The organism is Streptomyces sp. DI166 (genome assembly GCF_900091315.1).
GTDB classification, from domain to species: domain Bacteria; phylum Actinomycetota; class Actinomycetes; order Streptomycetales; family Streptomycetaceae; genus Streptomyces; species Streptomyces fuscus.
In genome coordinates, this window is the sequence record NZ_FLSP01000145.1 from 1 (window position 1) to 14,635 (window position 14,635).

At 70.6% G+C, this 14,635-nt stretch carries 16 protein-coding genes; 7 read left to right on the forward strand and 9 right to left on the reverse strand.

Features of this window, described 5'->3' with window-relative positions:
- Positions 1 to 4: 4 nt before the first annotated feature.
- Positions 5 to 898: an NYN domain-containing protein gene (locus GA0115233_RS37560; protein WP_093724946.1), complete on the reverse strand. Its 894-nt coding sequence runs from the start codon at positions 896 to 898 to the stop codon at positions 5 to 7.
- A gap of 191 nt (positions 899 to 1,089) precedes the next feature.
- On the opposite strand from GA0115233_RS37560, the gene GA0115233_RS41370 reads away from it, so the two are divergent.
- Complete coding sequence (locus GA0115233_RS41370) at positions 1,090 to 1,227, forward strand: hypothetical protein (protein WP_176712084.1); 138 nt, start codon at positions 1,090 to 1,092, stop codon at positions 1,225 to 1,227.
- A 117-nt stretch (positions 1,228 to 1,344) separates the two neighbouring features.
- On the opposite strand, the gene GA0115233_RS37570 is transcribed toward GA0115233_RS41370, so the two are convergent.
- From GA0115233_RS37570 to GA0115233_RS37580, 3 genes are all read right to left on the reverse strand, one after another.
- Positions 1,345 to 1,950, reverse strand: coding sequence for a MarC family protein (locus tag GA0115233_RS37570; RefSeq protein WP_093724920.1), 606 nt, complete (start codon positions 1,948 to 1,950; stop codon positions 1,345 to 1,347).
- A 54-nt stretch (positions 1,951 to 2,004) separates the two neighbouring features.
- Entirely contained in the window at positions 2,005 to 2,862 is an 858-nt protein-coding gene (locus GA0115233_RS37575; protein WP_093724922.1) for a PHP domain-containing protein, read from the reverse strand.
- Positions 2,863 to 2,971: 109 nt separating this feature from the next.
- Entirely contained in the window at positions 2,972 to 3,613 is a 642-nt protein-coding gene (locus GA0115233_RS37580) for a DUF6758 family protein (RefSeq protein ID WP_093724924.1), read from the reverse strand.
- A 162-nt stretch (positions 3,614 to 3,775) separates the two neighbouring features.
- On the opposite strand from GA0115233_RS37580, the gene GA0115233_RS37585 reads away from it, so the two are divergent.
- A complete protein-coding gene (locus tag GA0115233_RS37585; RefSeq protein ID WP_093724926.1) occupies positions 3,776 to 4,984 on the forward strand; it encodes an MFS transporter in 1,209 nt (402 codons plus the stop codon).
- 30 nt (positions 4,985 to 5,014) lie between these two features.
- Here the strand turns inward: GA0115233_RS37585 and GA0115233_RS37590 are convergent, their stop codons facing one another.
- Entirely contained in the window at positions 5,015 to 5,599 is a 585-nt protein-coding gene (locus GA0115233_RS37590; RefSeq protein WP_093724928.1) for a suppressor of fused domain protein, read from the reverse strand.
- A gap of 473 nt (positions 5,600 to 6,072) precedes the next feature.
- Here GA0115233_RS37590 and GA0115233_RS37595 point away from each other — a divergent pair, with 473 nt between their 5' ends.
- Both GA0115233_RS37595 and GA0115233_RS37600 read left to right on the forward strand, forming a co-directional pair.
- Positions 6,073 to 7,200, forward strand: coding sequence for a magnesium and cobalt transport protein CorA (locus tag GA0115233_RS37595; RefSeq protein WP_093724930.1), 1,128 nt, complete (start codon positions 6,073 to 6,075; stop codon positions 7,198 to 7,200).
- Positions 7,201 to 7,244: 44 nt separating this feature from the next.
- A complete protein-coding gene (locus GA0115233_RS37600; RefSeq protein ID WP_093724932.1) occupies positions 7,245 to 7,757 on the forward strand; it encodes a hypothetical protein in 513 nt (170 codons plus the stop codon).
- A 7-nt stretch (positions 7,758 to 7,764) separates the two neighbouring features.
- On the opposite strand, the gene GA0115233_RS37605 is transcribed toward GA0115233_RS37600, so the two are convergent.
- Positions 7,765 to 8,496: a hypothetical protein gene (locus tag GA0115233_RS37605; RefSeq protein WP_093724934.1), complete on the reverse strand. Its 732-nt coding sequence runs from the start codon at positions 8,494 to 8,496 to the stop codon at positions 7,765 to 7,767.
- 179 nt (positions 8,497 to 8,675) lie between these two features.
- On the opposite strand from GA0115233_RS37605, the gene GA0115233_RS37610 reads away from it, so the two are divergent.
- From GA0115233_RS37610 to GA0115233_RS37620, 3 genes are read left to right on the forward strand one after another with little or no spacing between them, the layout of a single operon-like run.
- The gene (locus tag GA0115233_RS37610; protein WP_093724936.1) at positions 8,676 to 9,962 is read left to right on the forward strand and encodes a magnesium transporter MgtE N-terminal domain-containing protein; all 1,287 of its coding nucleotides are present in this window, start codon (positions 8,676 to 8,678) and stop codon (positions 9,960 to 9,962) included.
- On the forward strand, positions 9,955 to 10,539 hold the full coding sequence (locus GA0115233_RS37615) for a DUF1003 domain-containing protein (protein ID WP_093724938.1): 585 nt from the start codon (positions 9,955 to 9,957) through the stop codon (positions 10,537 to 10,539). The genes GA0115233_RS37610 and GA0115233_RS37615 overlap by 8 nt, the downstream gene beginning before the upstream one ends.
- Before the next feature lie 42 nt (positions 10,540 to 10,581).
- Positions 10,582 to 11,715 carry an Mrp/NBP35 family ATP-binding protein gene (locus tag GA0115233_RS37620; RefSeq protein WP_093724940.1) on the forward strand — a complete coding sequence of 378 codons (1,134 nt, stop codon included), beginning with the start codon at positions 10,582 to 10,584 and terminating at the stop codon, positions 11,713 to 11,715.
- Positions 11,716 to 11,801: 86 nt separating this feature from the next.
- Here the strand turns inward: GA0115233_RS37620 and GA0115233_RS37625 are convergent, their stop codons facing one another.
- From GA0115233_RS37625 to GA0115233_RS37635, 3 genes are all read right to left on the reverse strand, one after another.
- Positions 11,802 to 12,461 (reverse strand): hypothetical protein, encoded by a 660-nt coding sequence (locus GA0115233_RS37625; protein ID WP_176712085.1) that lies wholly within the window; start codon positions 12,459 to 12,461, stop codon positions 11,802 to 11,804.
- Positions 12,462 to 12,693: 232 nt separating this feature from the next.
- Positions 12,694 to 13,125, reverse strand: a complete 432-nt coding sequence (locus tag GA0115233_RS37630) for a sec-independent translocase (protein WP_093724944.1) — start codon at positions 13,123 to 13,125, stop codon at positions 12,694 to 12,696.
- A gap of 88 nt (positions 13,126 to 13,213) precedes the next feature.
- The coding region (locus tag GA0115233_RS37635) for a S1C family serine protease (protein ID WP_255310488.1) at positions 13,214 to 14,635 on the reverse strand (1,422 nt) is incomplete at its 5' end.

Consider the following 14,635-nt stretch of genomic DNA (forward strand, 5'->3'; position numbering starts at 1 on the left):
GGGTCTAGTACTGCCCCTGGAGGTGCTCCCAGAACCCGTCCCGCAGTGCGCGCCGCAGGTCCGCCTGTCCGCGCAGGGAGTACTGGAGCAGTCCCTCGGCCTCGACCAGGAGGTCCTGGTCGACGGAGCCCGGGAGGTAGGGGTGGCCGGGCAGCAGTTCCGCCATTGCCTCCCGGCCCCGTGCCACCAGCCACTTCGCCGCGATCTGGGCGCCGACGAAGCGGACGTCCTCGCGGGTGGGCCGGACCGCGGTGGTGTCGTAGGCGGCGGCCGTGCGCCGGGAGACGTACGGCTTGAAGAAGTCGAGGTCGAAGGTGCGCTGGCTGTCGACCTCCCAGAGCAGCGGGTCGGCCTGGTTGCGCCCCTCCGGTGCCTCGATGCCCCACAGATGGACCCGGGCGCCGTACCCCTGCGCCGCCTCCACCGCGGAGACCAGGTCCTCGTCGCCGCCGAGCAGGGCCGCGTCGCTGATGGCGCGGTGCCGGGCGAGTGACTCCAGGTCGGTGCGGATCAGCGAGTCCACGCCCTTCTGCTGGTTGTTGGCGTTGAGATTGCCGAGCCGTACCTTCACGTCCGGCAGCTCGGCGATGGTCTGCTGCTCGGCGGTGTGGATGCGGCGCCGGGCGCCGTCGTACCAGTAGACGCGCAGCAGCCTGCTGTCGGCGAAGATGGTCCGGGCGCGGTCGATGAGCGCCTCGATCAGGCCCTCGGCGTCGAGGTCGAAGGCGCGCCGGTCCTCGGTGCCGGCGACGAGCCGGCCCGCGGCCGCGTAGAGGTAGCCCGCGTCGACGAAGATCGCATGGGTGGAGGGCGTCTTCGCCACCTCGGCGAGCATGCGCTGGAGCAGCTCGTTGGTGCGGTCGATGCGGGCGCCGAGCGCCGTGAGGTCGTCGTTCATCGCCTCCATTGTCCCGGCGGTCACGCTGCGAACACAACCGGTCCCGCTCGGTCTCCTTATGACGCTTACTGGTCAGTAATTAGTCGTTCGAAAAATTTCTTTAGCGTAGGGAATGTTCTTAACACGAGCGGGGTTGACTAGTACGTACCAAGACAGTCCGACGAAGGGAGAAGCGATTGCGCTTCGAGATCATGCGACTCGATGAGGTCGACGGCACGCCCGTCGACAGCACCGTCGTGGACGCCGCCTCCGTCAACCGCATCGTCCAGCAGGCCGCCGCGATCGGCCAGCGCCTGTGGATACGCCCGGCCGAGATGTCCGCCTCGTAGTACCCGGTCAATACCGGTCATTACCGGTCATGCCGAGAAGCTTCAGGGCCCCGTACGGAACGTCGTACGGGGCCCTTACGCATCCACGGGGCCTCGCGCATCCACGGCGGAACCGTCTCAGCTCGCCTGGATCACCTGCGTGACCCCGTTGATGATCTGCTGCACCGCGATCGCGGAGAGCATCATCCCGGCGAGCCGGGTCACCAGCACCACGCCGCCGTCCTTGATCACCCGGATGATCAGCAGCGAGTACCGCATCACCAGCCACAACACGACATGGATGGCGAGGATCGCGGCCCACACCGAGACCTGCGTGGGCACACTGTCGGCCTTCTGCACGGCCAGGATGACGGAGACGATCGCGCCGGGCCCGGCCAGCAGCGGCATGCCCAGCGGCACCAGCGCCACATTGACGTCCTTGGTCTGCTTCGGCTCGTCCGTCTTGCCGGTGAGCAGGTCCAGCGCGATGAGCAGGAGCAGCAGTCCGCCCGCGATCATCAGCGCGGGCACGGAGACATGCAGGTAGTCGAGGATCTGATGGCCCAGGAGCCCGAAGACCACGATGACGCCGCCGGCCACGCAGACGGCCTGGAAGGCCATCCGCCTCTGCACCTTGGCCGGGCGGCCCGAGGTCAGGGCCAGGAAGATCGGGGTGATCCCAGGGGGATCCATGATGACAAAAAGGGTCAGAAACAGAGAGCCGAAAACGGCAACGTCGAACATTGGTGAAGGGGGCCTTGCTGAAGAGATGAACTGGGGTGGGGCGGAGGGACTGCCTCAGGCTCCGCCGGTCCCCGGAACCGGGAACGCCCCGGTCGCGCGCCGCGTGATCTCCCCGTAGACCTCGGGGTCGGTGGTGTACTCGCCGAGCACACAGGTCTTGCGGCTGCCGTGGTAGTCGCTGGAGCCGGTCGTCAGCAGGCCGAGGTCCGCGGCGAGGCCGCGCAGCCGCTCCCGGGTCGGCCGGTCGTGGTCCATGTGGTCGACCTCGATGCCGTCGAGTCCGGCCACGGCCAGCTCCGCGATGGCCGACTCGGGCACCGTGCGGCCCCGCTTGGCGGCCGCGGGATGAGCGAACACGGCGACTCCGCCCGCGCCCTTGATCAGCCGGATCGCCTCGAAGGGATCCGTCTCGTGCTTCTCCACGAAGACCCGCCCGCCGTCGGCCAGCCAGTCGGTCGTGAAGGCCTCGTCCACGCTCGCCACGACCCCCAGCTCGACGAGCGCGGAGGCGATGTGCGGGCGCCCGACGGAGCCGTTCCCGGCGATCCGTTGGACCTGTTCCCAGGTGACCGGGACGTCCAGGGCGTTCAGCCTGGCGACCATCTGCTGGGCCCGCGGCACCCGGTCGTCGCGCACCAGCTCGCGCTCGGCGAGCAGTTCCGGCTCCTCGGGGTCGAAGAGGTAGGCCAGCATGTGCATGCTGATCCCGTCGAGGCGGCAGGAGAGTTCGGCGCCGGTGACGAGGGTGAGCCCCTCGGGCAGGGCGGCGATGGCGTCGGCGTACCCGCGGGTGGTGTCGTGGTCGGTCAGCGCCACCACGTCCAGACCCGCGGCGGCGGCGTTGCGTACCAGCTCAGCGGGGCTGTCCGTACCGTCGGAGGCGTTGGAGTGGGTGTGCAGATCGATACGCACGCGGACTCCAAACGGGGACGGACGGAAAGGGGCACGTCAAGGATAGCCCCTGTTTCACCCCTCGATGTCACACCCGCACAGCGGGGTCACCCCCTACACACAGGAGCCCTCAGGGCTTCAGCAAGCGGGGCGACAGGGCACCGCAGGGCACCAGGTCCACCTCGGCGCCGGCATCCCGCAGATCGGTGAGGACCAGCTCGTCGTACATCAGCAGACCCGTCTGCTCGGGCCAGACCACCGCCCACAGCCACAGCCCGCGGGCCTCGCCCGCGAAGACGGCCCGGTCGTCGGGCGCGCCGGTGACATGCCACAGCGGGGTCGGCCGTCCGGCGGCCAGCACCTTGGCCTGCGGGGGTTTCTCCACGCTCATGTACGGCCCCGGGTCCGGGCCGTCGATGCCCGCGTACCGCGCGCCGAGCCCGACTCCCAGCTCCTCCGCGACCAGGATGAGCTCACCCATGCCGCCGAGCGGTCCGGGACCGGTACAGGCGACGGCGGTCGCACGTCCGCCGCTGCGGTCGTCCCCCGCGCAGGCCACGCCCGTGAACAGCCAGCCGACCGGCAACGGCCAGGGCATCCACACCGGCACCTGCGTGCGATGCACGACGACGCTGAGGGCCTCGACGCTGGGCGGGATCACGGGCTGCAGCGGATGCACCGTGCCGTGCACATCGCACTGCCAGGAATCGGCGAAGAGTCCGGGAGCCCTGACCCGGCCACCACACTTCGGGCAACTGGGTTCGCCCCTCATAGGGCCCCACGGTCCTACCCCTCGTCCGTCACGTCAAGGACGATCACCCGTCCGGGCGGAACCACTTGACCCCGAGGATATAGATGTAGCTTGCATTAATTAGCTCGGCTAACTTATCGTGTGTAAATGCCAACCATCTGATCACCGGGATTGGAGTCACCCATGGACGACCCCTTCGACGCGGGAGCCGGCGGACTTCTGCGGCAGCCCAAGGCCGTGTGGGCCACCGCCGGCGCCTCCGTGGTCGCCTTCATGGGCATCGGCCTGGTCGACCCGATCCTGCCGTCCATCGCCCAGGGCCTGAACGCCTCGGCGAGCCAGGTCTCCCTGCTGTTCACCTCGTACTTCCTGATCACGGCGTTCGCCATGCTGCTCACCGGCTTCGTCTCCAGCCGGATCGGCGGCCGCCGCACCCTGCTGCTCGGCCTCGCCCTCGTGGTCGTCTTCGCCGGGCTCGCCGGAACCTCGGACTCGGTGGCCCAACTCGTCGGCTTCCGCGCCGGCTGGGGCCTCGGCAACGCCCTATTCGTCTCCACCGCGCTCGCCGTCATCGTCGGCGCGGCGGCGGGCGGCAGTGCCGCCGCGATCCTGCTGTACGAGTCCGCCCTGGGCCTCGGCATGGCGTGCGGCCCGCTGCTGGGCGCCCTGCTCGGCGACGCGAGCTGGCGCTACCCGTTCTTCGGCACGGCCGCCCTGATGGCCGTCGGCTTCCTGTGCGTCGCCGCGTTCCTCAAGGAGCAGCCGAGGCCCGCCCGGAAGACCTCCCTGCTGGACCCGCTCCGGGCGCTGGGACACGGCGGTCTGGCCACCGCCGCGGTGTCGTCGTTCTTCTACAACTACACGTTCTTCACCGTGCTGGCCTTCACCCCGTTCGTGCTGGACATGACCCCGTACAAGTCGGGTGCCGTGTTCTTCGGCTGGGGTGTGCTGCTCGCCGTGTTCTCGGTGCTCGTCGCGCCGCGCCTGCAACGGCGGTTCGGCTCGCTGACGGTGCTCGGCGGCTCCCTGGTGCTGCTCGCGGTGGACGTGCTCGTCCTCGGCTACGGCGACCACACCACGGCCGTCGTCTGCACGGTCCTGTCGGGCGCCTTCATCGGCGTGAACAACACCGTCTACACGGAGTTGGCGCTCGGCGTCTCCGACGCGCCCCGGCCCGCGGCGAGCGCGGGCTACAACTTCGTGCGCTGGTTCGCGGCCGCCGCCGCGCCCTACTTCGCGCCGAAGATCGCGGAGTGGACCGACCTCCACATGCCGTTCGTGGTCGCCGCGGTCACCGCGCTGCTCGGCGCGCTCGTGGTCGTCGTACGGCGCGGTGCGCTCACCCACGAGGCGCGGGCCAGTGGCGCACCGGACCTCGCCCTTGCCAACTGACGGCTCACAAAGGCCGGTTGGTGAGCTTGCTCACGCCAGGGAGACCGAGGCGCGGGACGGGTCGCGCAGATCCGTCCCCTGCGTGAGCCACCGCTCCTGGAGGGCCTGGGCGCCGTGCACGCGCTTCCAGGCGGCCTCGTTCGGCGTCATCGGCAGCAGCGGCAGGAAGTGGACGGGGTCCATCGGCTCGTCCAGCTCCAGGTCCTCCACCAGACCGCCCGGCTCGGCGACCAGCACCGAACTGAAGGGGGCGCCGGGCCACAGCGGCTCACCCACGTCCAGGGAGGCGCCGGGCGCCACGACCACGCCCTCGACCTGCGGGGACGCGGCGAGCACGGCGAGCGGGCGGAGCACCTTGTCGGTGTCGGCGAGGCCCGCCCGGACCGACAGGACCAGCTCCGCGCGCGGCCCCTTGACCGGGTCGGCGACCAGGGCGGTGGGATCGGTCATGGGGTGCGCGGACATGCCGAGCGTGGCGTAGCGGACGATGTCGTCCTCGTGGAAACGGAGCACCTCGACACGGTCCGTGCCGAGGAAGGTCACGGCGGCGCGGGCGTCCGGCTCGCCCAGCGCGGAACGCAACCGGGCCTCGACCAGAGGAAGAACATCAGCCATGCGGCGAGCATAGAACTCGTCAGCACCGGGCAAAGCAGCGCCTTGACACTTCGGTCGGCTGATACTCTTGCCCGGTGGTTCGGGGCAGCACGCTGAAGCGTCGCGGTCAAGCCCCGACGCCGACGACACTCCCTTACGAGGGACCGGCCGGAGGAGGTGGGGCTGCAATGGATCGAAGTCGACCGTGCAGTAGCACCCGCTCTTCCCGCCACTGACGCAGCTGCTCGATTCTGGCCGGCTGCCACCCTCTCTCGTGCCCTTCACGGCGGAAGAGCCTTCGTTTCGTCTTGCCTGATCTTGTCAGTCAGCAGCAGTAGCTGAACCAGCAGCGAAACCCGCTACCGCGACGGTGCGGTGCTCCCCGCTTTGTGGACGTGCCAAACATCCGTGAGCAAGGACGTCCTCATTCCGGGTAGTTCCACCCGTCATACGTCACAGCGGCCTTTCGTTGCCTGTTTGCGAAGGAGCCTGCCATGTCGATGATTCGTGACCTGCGTGCCGCGGTCCGTCCGAGCCGTCCGTCGCCGCGCAAGGCCACGCACCATGACAGCGGTGCGTACGACTCCACCCGGGACCCCGCCACCCCCTCCGCCGTCGTCGACTGCGCCGTCTACCGAGACGGCGCGCGCGTCGAGAGCGGACGGCAGCTGAGCCCGCACGAGGCGATGCGCCGGGTGCGGCGCGACGGCGGGTTCGTGTGGATCGGCCTGCACGAGCCGACGGAGGCCGAATTCGCCGGTATCGCAGCCGAGTTCGGGCTGCACCCGCTGGCCGTGGAGGACGCCGTGCAGGCCCACCAGCGGCCCAAGCTGGAGCGGTACGACGACTCGCTGTTCACCGTGTTCAAGACGGTGCACTACGTCGAGCACGACGAACTGACCGCCACCAGCGAGGTGGTGGCCACCGGTGAGGTCATGTGCTTCACCGGACAGAACTTCTTCATCACCGTCCGGCACGGCGGGCAGGGCTCGCTGCGGGCGCTGCGCCACCGTCTCCAGGACGACCCGGAGTTGCTGGCCAAGGGCCCCTCGGCGGTGCTGCACGCCATCGCCGACCACGTCGTCGACGGGTACATCGCGGTCGCCGACGCCCTCCAGGACGACATCGACGACGTGGAGACGGACGTCTTCTCGCCGGGCCGCAAGGGCACGCCGCGCGGCACCGACGCCGGCCGGATCTACCAACTCAAGCGGGAGATCCTGGAGTTCAAGCGCGCGGTGTCGCCGCTGCTGCGGCCGATGCAGCTGCTCAGCGAGCGGCCGATGCGGCTGGTCGACCCGGACATCCAGAAGTACTTCCGGGACGTCGCCGACCACCTCGCCCGGGTGCAGGAGCAGGTCGTCGGCTTCGACGAGCTGCTCAACTCCATCCTCCAGGCCAACCTCGCCCAGGCCTCCGTGGCGCAGAACGAGGACATGCGCAAGATCACCTCGTGGGCGGCGATCATCGCCGTGCCGACGATGGTCTGCGGTGTCTACGGCATGAACTTCGAGCACATGCCGGAGCTGCGCTGGAAGTTCGGCTACCCGCTGGTGCTCGGGGTGACGGTGATGATCTGTTTCGGCATCCACCGCACCCTCAAGCGCAACGGCTGGCTCTAGGCAGGGTCCGGCCGGGGTCCGGCGGGGCTGGATAGGCTGGGCGCATGACAAGTGAGCTGCTCGATCAGGCCCTCGTCGAGGAGGCCACGAAGAAGTCGGGGCTGATCTGGGTCCGCGGGACCGGGGTCCCGGCCCGTGCGCTGTGGCACGTGTGGCACGAGGGCGCCGCGTGTGTCGTCGGCGACGGGCCCGGCGAGCAGCCGCTGTCGGGGCTGGCCGACGGGGGCGAGGCCGAGGTGACGGTCCGCAGCAAGGACAAGGGCGGCCGGCTGGTCTCCTGGACCGCGCGGGTCGTCGAACTCGCCGCCGGGTCCGAGCAGTGGGAGGCGGCGGTCGCCGAGCTGAAGGGCAAGCGGCTCAACGCGCCGGACGGCGAGGCGATGCCGGAGCGCTGGCGCCGTGAGTGCCGCGTGCTGCGCCTGGTGCCGACCGGCGCGACCGCGCCGCTGCCGGACCACGACCTGTCCGCGGCCCCGCTGCCCTCCCCCGCGACCACCCGCCGCCCGATCCCGGCCGGACTGCCGAAGCTGCTGCTGAAGGGCCGCAAGCGCAAGTAGGGCGCTGTCAGGAGGCGGGGAGCTGCTTGCCGTAGTCCACCGTCTCGCCCTTCTTCGGCTCCTTCAGGGCGAAGTTCTCGCCCCACGCGGAGAAGGCCAGCGTGCCCGCGCCGCCGGCGCGGACCAGGCGCAGCGGGTACGGGGTGCCCTCCAGGGAGACGTCCAGCGTGCCGCCGGAGCCCTTGTCGCCGGTGATCCTTATGGTGCGGATGCCGGACTGCTCGTGGTGCCCGTCGGTCTCGACCTTGCCGTGCAGGGTGAGCAGCCCGTCCAGCAGCACGTCCATGTCCGTGAAGCCGATGAACTTCTTGTACGAGGGGTCCTGCTCGGGCACCTTGACGTACTTGCCCTTCAGCTTGGCCGCGGCCGAGGCGTCCGTGTCGCCGTCGCTCCAGAAGTCGGCGTCCGCCATCAGGAACAGCTGCTCGTCCACGCGCAGCAGTTTGAAGGTCGCCCCCTCGGCGGTGACCGAGCCGATGCCGCCGTCGGTCTTCAGCCGCATGTCGAGCTTGTAGGTGCTGCCGCTGGCCCGCACGTTCCCCGACAGGCGCACCGAGTCGGCGGACTGGGCGGCGGCGAGCGTCTTGCGCTGGATCTCCTCGGCGGACAGCTTGCCGACCCCGTTGGTGCCCGCGTCGGGGTCCTCACTACTGCATCCCGTCACGCCCGTCACGGCCAGGGCACAGAGCACGCTCACGAGCGCGGCCCGGCGGATACGGCCCTGGGGAATCGCAGTCACAGGCGCAGCTGCCTTTCTGACGGGGTCCTGATCGCGTACCGCAGCGTACCGGGGCCGGGACGGCGCGGCGGAGCCAGTCCGTCCGGACCGCTCGCCAGGGCGTAGCGGATGCGGACGGGCTAGCCTGAAGCCGATTCGAGCGGGCAATAACGGACAAGCCGGTGCGAGGAGGTGGGCTCATGGCAGGGGGCACGCCCCGGGTCTTCGTCTCCCACCTGTCCGGCATCGCCGTCTTCGACCCCAACGGCGACCAGGTGGGCCGGGTCCGCGACCTGGTCGTCATGCTGCGCGTCGGACGGCGTCCCCCGCGGCTGCTCGGGCTGGTCGTCGAACTGTCCACGCGGCGCCGCATCTTCCTGCCCATGACCCGGGTGACCAGCATCGAGTCCGGCCAGGTCATCACCACCGGAGTGCTCAATGTGCGGCGCTTCGAGCAGCGGCCCACCGAGCGGCTGGTCTTCGGTGAGCTGCTGGACCGGCGGGTCACGCTCGTCGAGACCGGCGAGGAGGTCACGGTCCTCGATCTGTCGGTGCAGCAGCTTCCGGCCCGCCGGGACTGGGAGATCGACCGGGTCTTCGTGCGCCGGGGCAGCAAGGGCGGGCCGCTCCGGCGGGCCAAGGGCGAGTCGCTGACCGTGGAGTGGTCCGCGGTCACCGGGTTCTCGCTGGAGGAGAAGGGGCAGGGCGCGGAGAACCTGCTCGCCACCTTCGAGCAGCTGCGGCCCGCGGACCTCGCCAACGTGCTGCACCACCTCTCCCCCAAGCGGCGCGCCGAGGTCGCCGCCGCCCTCGACGACGACCGGCTGGCCGACGTACTGGAGGAGCTGCCGGAGGACGACCAGATCGAGATCCTCGGCAAGCTGAAGGAGGAGCGGGCCGCGGACGTGCTGGAGGCCATGGACCCGGACGACGCGGCCGACCTGCTCTCCGAACTCCCCGAGGAGGACAAGGAGCGGCTGCTGAGCCTGATGCAGCCGGACGACGCGGCCGACATGCGGCGGCTGATGTCGTACGAGGAGCACACGGCCGGTGGTCTGATGACGACCGAGCCGATCGTGCTCAGGCCCGACGCCACCGTCGCCGACGCCCTGGCCCGGGTCCGCAACCCCGACCTCTCCCCCGCCCTCGCCGCCCAGGTCTACGTCTGCCGCCCGCCCGACGAGACCCCGACCGGCAAGTACCTCGGCACCGTCCACTTCCAGCGGCTGCTGCGCGACCCGCCGTACACCCTGGTCAGCGCGCTCCTCGACGACGACCTGCAGACCCTGGCCCCGGACGCCGAGCTGCCGGTCGTCGCCGGCTTCTTCGCCACGTACGACATGGTCGCGGCGCCCGTCGTCGACGAGTCGGGGTCGCTGCTGGGCGCGGTGACCGTGGACGACGTACTGGACCACATGCTGCCCGAGGACTGGCGGGAGACGGAGTTCCACCTCGACGGGAGCGAGGGGACGGCGGCGCATGGCTGAGCGCGAGGGCGGCCGGGAGCGGGCCGTGTCGGGGGCGACCGCCGCCACCAGGCCCAGGGCCCGCCTGGACCAGCCCCGGGCGCCGCGCCGACGGATCCTGCCGGAGTGGGACCCGGAGGCGTTCGGGCGGCTCTCGGAGCGCATCGCGCGGTTTCTGGGCACCGGGCGGTTCATCGTCTGGATGACGGTCGTCATCATCGTGTGGGTGCTGTGGAACGTCTTCGCGCCCGAGGACCTGAAGTTCGACAAGTACCCGTTCATCTTCCTGACCCTGATGCTCTCCCTCCAGGCCTCCTACGCGGCCCCGCTGATCCTGCTCGCGCAGAACCGGCAGGACGACCGCGACCGGGTCAACCTGGAACAGGACCGCAAGCAGAACGAGCGGTCGATCGCGGACACCGAGTACCTCACCCGGGAGATCGCCGCGCTGCGGATCGGCCTGGGCGAGGTGGCCACCCGGGACTGGATCCGCTCCGAGCTCAACGACCTGCTCAAGGAGCTGGACGGGCACCGCGCGGGCGGGCATGTCGTATTCCCGGCAGAACGGTCCGCCGGACGTGACGCAGACGACCGCTGAGGGGCGCCCTACGGCCCCCGGCCTCGCCGTACCATCGTCCTTATGGCTACGGAAGACGCGGTGCGCGAGGCACTGTCGACGGTGAACGACCCCGAGATCAACCGTCCCATCACCGAACTCGGGATGGTCAAGTCGGTGGAGATCGGTGCGGACGGAGCGGTCGCGGTCACCGTGTACCTGACGGTCTCCGGCTGCCCGATGCGGGACACGATCACGCAGCGCGTCACGGAGGCGGTCTCCCGGGTCGAGGGAGTCACCCGGGTCGACGTGTCGCTGGACGTCATGAGCGACGAGCAGCGCAAGGAGCTGGCGACGGCGCTGCGCGGCGGCCAGACCGAGCGTGAGGTCCCCTTCGCCAAGCCGGGCTCGCTGACCCGGGTCTACGCGGTCGCCTCCGGCAAGGGCGGCGTCGGCAAGTCCTCGGTGACGGTGAACCTGGCGGCGGCGATGGCCGCGGACGGTCTGAAGGTCGGTGTCGTGGACGCCGACATCTACGGCCACTCCGTGCCCCGCATGCTGGGCGCCGACGGACGTCCCACCCAGGTCGAGAACATGATCATGCCGCCGTCCGCGAACGGCGTGAAGGTGATCTCCATCGGCATGTTCACGCCGGGCAACGCGCCCGTGGTGTGGCGCGGCCCGATGCTGCACCGCGCGCTCCAGCAGTTCCTCGCGGACGTGTACTGGGGCGACCTCGACGTGCTGCTGCTGGACCTGCCGCCCGGCACCGGTGACATCGCCATCTCGGTCGCCCAGCTGGTCCCGAACGCCGAGATCCTGGTCGTGACGACGCCTCAGCAGGCCGCCGCCGAGGTGGCCGAGCGGGCCGGTTCCATCGCGGTGCAGACCCACCAGAAGATCGTCGGCGTGGTCGAGAACATGTCCGGCATGCCGTGCCCGCACTGCGGCGAGATGGTCGACGTGTTCGGCACCGGCGGCGGCCAGACCGTGGCGGACGGCCTGACCCGTACGACCGGTGCGACGGTCCCGGTGCTCGGCGCCATCCCGATCGACGTCCGGCTGCGCGAGGGCGGCGACGAGGGCAAGCCGGTGGTCCTGACCGACCCCGACAGCCCGGCCGGCAGCGCGCTGCGCGCCATCGCGGGCAAGCTGGGCGGACGCCAGCGCGGCCTTTCGGGGCTGTCCCTGGGGATCACCCCGAAGAACAAGTTCTGACCGCTGTCACGGCCGAACGGGCCTGACCGCTGTCACGGCCGAGGGGCGCCGCATCGCGCGGGCGCCCCTTTGTCATGCGTACGCCGCTACGCGTACGCCGTGATGTCCTTGATCATGGCGAAGCCGAGCCCGTACGCGCTCATGCCCCTGCCGTACGCCCCCACGTGCACGCCCTCCTGGGTGGAGCCGGCGAGGACCCAGCCGAACTCGGACTCGCGGTAATGGAACGGCGTGGGCACGCCGTCGACGGGCAGGGAGAGCGTCGACCACTCCGGGCCCGCCAAATCGTCGGCGAGCGCCCAGGCGGTCTCGGTCTGCTGCTCCAGCCAGTCGTCGCGCAGGCTGTGGTCCATCTGCCCGGGCCAGGTGAACGAGAGCAGACCCACGCCCGCCAGCCAGGCCGCGGAGGAGACCGTCGTGGCCTCCAGCAGGCCGGTGCCGTCGGCGCTGCGCCGGGAGGGGTTGGCCGCGACGGTCACCACGACCGCGAACTTCTCCCGGTCCTCCGCCGTGGCCTCGTTGCGCACCGAGGGCTCGTCACCGTGGCCGATCGACCCGTGCTCGACGGCTCCGTCGGCCGTGGTGCCCACCTGCATCAGCCAGCGCGGGCCCGTGAACGCCTCGTCGAGGCCGTACCACGGGAAGGGCGCCTGCAGGTAGCCGTCGACCGTGCGCCGGGCGGAGGGGACCTGTTGTCCGCCCTCCGCGGCCGGCGCCTGTGCGACTGCCTGACTCGTCGTCTCCATGTGCCCGGACGCCTCCTCGCTCTTCGGCGGACCGGGCGGCCCGCCCCCCTTCGGGCGGCCTCGCTTGTCGGCGACGGCCCGCACAACAACTCGGCAGCATATCCACACTGCCGTGAGCAGCCGGGAAACCGCCCGGCGCGCGGGGCGCCCCGGCGACGTGTTCAGGCCGTGCGCGCGCCTGTGAGCGGTATGAATCGCGTCACGTCGACGCCGGGTACGCGGGCCTTGGAGCTCAGGTGGCGTCCATGTCGAACGGCGGGCGGTCGTCGGGCTTCTTCGTCATGTCGACGCGGTCGCCGGTGGACGACGACGAGGAGGAGGTGCCGGCGGAGGGCTCGGACTCGCGGCCGTGGACCGCGTCGGTGACCTCGGCCATCTCCTTCTTCAGGTCGAAGCCGTTGCGGATCTCCTTCAGCCCCAGCTCGTCGTTGTCCAGCTGCTTGCGGATGAACGTCTTGGGGTTGAGGTCCTCGAACTCGAAGTCCTTGAACTCCGGGCCCAGTTCCTGCCGGATGTCCTGCTTGGCGCTCTCCGAGAACTCGCGGATCTTGCGAATGGTCCGCGTCACGTCCTGGATGACCTTCGGGAGCTTGTCCGGACCGAAAACGAGCACGGCGAGGACGATGAGCGTCACCAGCTCTAGCGGTCCTATGTCATTGAACACCTGAAGCTCCTTGCGATCCGGGCCGCATCCACGGTACCTGCCGTTCCTGTACGACCGGTACTGTCCGGCCCGCTCCGTGAGGTTTCTGTCAGTCGCCGTCCGAGGAGCCGAGCGTCAGCGAGATGGTGATCTCCTTGCCGTCCCGCTTCAGCGTCAGCTCCAGCCGGTCGCCGGGGCGGTGGGCGCGGGTCTTGACGATCAGTTCCTCGCCGGAGTGCACGCGCTGGCCGTCGACCTCGGTGATCACATCGCCCGGCTCGATCCCGGCCCGGTCGCCGGGGCCGCCCGGCGTGACCGGTGAGCCGCCCTCGCCGGTCCGGGTACCGACGCGGGCGCCGTCCCCGGAGTAGTCCATGTCGAGGGTGACGCCGATGACCGGGTGGGTCGCCTTGCCGGTGTTGATCAGCTCCTCGGCGACCCGCTTGCCCTGGTTGATCGGGATGGCGAACCCGAGCCCTATGGAACCGGCCTGTCCGCCGTCCAGGTCGGAGCCGCTGTCGGCGGAGCGGATCGCCGAGTTGATGCCGATGACCTGCGCCTTGGCGTTCAGCAGCGGGCCGCCGGAGTTGCCGGGGTTGATGGGCGCGTCGGTCTGGAGGGCGTCGACGTAGGACACGTCACTGGCGCCACCGCCCTCACCGCCCGCGGTGATGGGCCGTTCCTTGGCGCTGATGATGCCGGAGGTGACGGTGCCCGCCAGGTCGAAGGGGGCGCCGATGGCGACGACGGGGTCGCCGACCTGGACGTTGTCGGAGTTGCCGAGCGTCATCGGGGTCAGGCCGCTGACGCCGCTCACCTTCACCACGGCGAGGTCGTAGCCGCTGTCCTGGCCGATGATCTTGGCCTTGGCGGTGTCGCCGCTGTGGAAGGTCACGGAGACCTCGCCGCCGTCCTCGGCGGGCTCCACGACATGGTTGTTGGTGAGGATGTGGCCCCGGTCGTCCAGTACGAACCCGGTGCCGGTGCCCGCCTTGTCCGAGCCGGACACATGCAGGGTCACCACGCTGGGCAGCGCCCGCGCGGCGATCCCGGCGACACTGTCGGGCGCGCGCTCGGGCGCCTCCTTGGCGGCCTGCGGCAACTCCACGTGCCCGACACCGCCGTTGCGCTCCAGATACGTCCCCACGGCGCCTCCGATGCCCCCGGAGACCAGCGCGATCACCAGCGCCCCGACGACCAGCGCCTTCCTGGCCCGCTTCCGCTTCTGCTGCTCACTGGCGACGGGGGCGCCGTTCTGCTGCAGAGGGGCACCCATGGCGGTCCCCGGGGTCGCCCAGGGGTCGTAGTTCTGCCAGGGGTTGGGGGCGGCGGCACTTTGCGGAGCGGCCGGCTGTACGGCGGGGGTGGGGTGCCGGGGGCGGGGCCTGTCGGGGGTACGGCGGGCGTGGGCGCGGGGCCAGTCGGCGGTACGGCCTGGGTGGGCGCGGGGCCCGCGGGTGGTACGGCCGGGGCCGGTGCCGGGAGTGGCGCCGGGACGGCTGTGCCGTGCGCGGGGGTCGTCCCCGGGTGC

Coding starts and splice junctions, on each gene's coding strand:
- GA0115233_RS37580 (WP_093724924.1), bottom strand. CDS start 3,613: ATGAGGGGCGAACCCAGTTGCCCGAAGTGTGGTGGCCGGGTCAGGGCT.
- GA0115233_RS37560 (WP_093724946.1), bottom strand. CDS start 898: ATGAACGACGACCTCACGGCGCTCGGCGCCCGCATCGACCGCACCAAC.
- GA0115233_RS37625 (WP_176712085.1), bottom strand. CDS start 12,461: ATGGAGACGACGAGTCAGGCAGTCGCACAGGCGCCGGCCGCGGAGGGC.
- GA0115233_RS37585 (WP_093724926.1), top strand. CDS start 3,776: ATGGACGACCCCTTCGACGCGGGAGCCGGCGGACTTCTGCGGCAGCCC.
- GA0115233_RS37590 (WP_093724928.1), bottom strand. CDS start 5,599: ATGGCTGATGTTCTTCCTCTGGTCGAGGCCCGGTTGCGTTCCGCGCTG.
- GA0115233_RS37615 (WP_093724938.1), top strand. CDS start 9,955: ATGGCTGAGCGCGAGGGCGGCCGGGAGCGGGCCGTGTCGGGGGCGACC.
- GA0115233_RS41370 (WP_176712084.1), top strand. CDS start 1,090: ATGCGACTCGATGAGGTCGACGGCACGCCCGTCGACAGCACCGTCGTG.
- GA0115233_RS37595 (WP_093724930.1), top strand. CDS start 6,073: ATGTCGATGATTCGTGACCTGCGTGCCGCGGTCCGTCCGAGCCGTCCG.
- GA0115233_RS37620 (WP_093724940.1), top strand. CDS start 10,582: ATGGCTACGGAAGACGCGGTGCGCGAGGCACTGTCGACGGTGAACGAC.
- GA0115233_RS37600 (WP_093724932.1), top strand. CDS start 7,245: ATGACAAGTGAGCTGCTCGATCAGGCCCTCGTCGAGGAGGCCACGAAG.
- GA0115233_RS37610 (WP_093724936.1), top strand. CDS start 8,676: ATGGCAGGGGGCACGCCCCGGGTCTTCGTCTCCCACCTGTCCGGCATC.
- GA0115233_RS37570 (WP_093724920.1), bottom strand. CDS start 1,950: ATGTTCGACGTTGCCGTTTTCGGCTCTCTGTTTCTGACCCTTTTTGTC.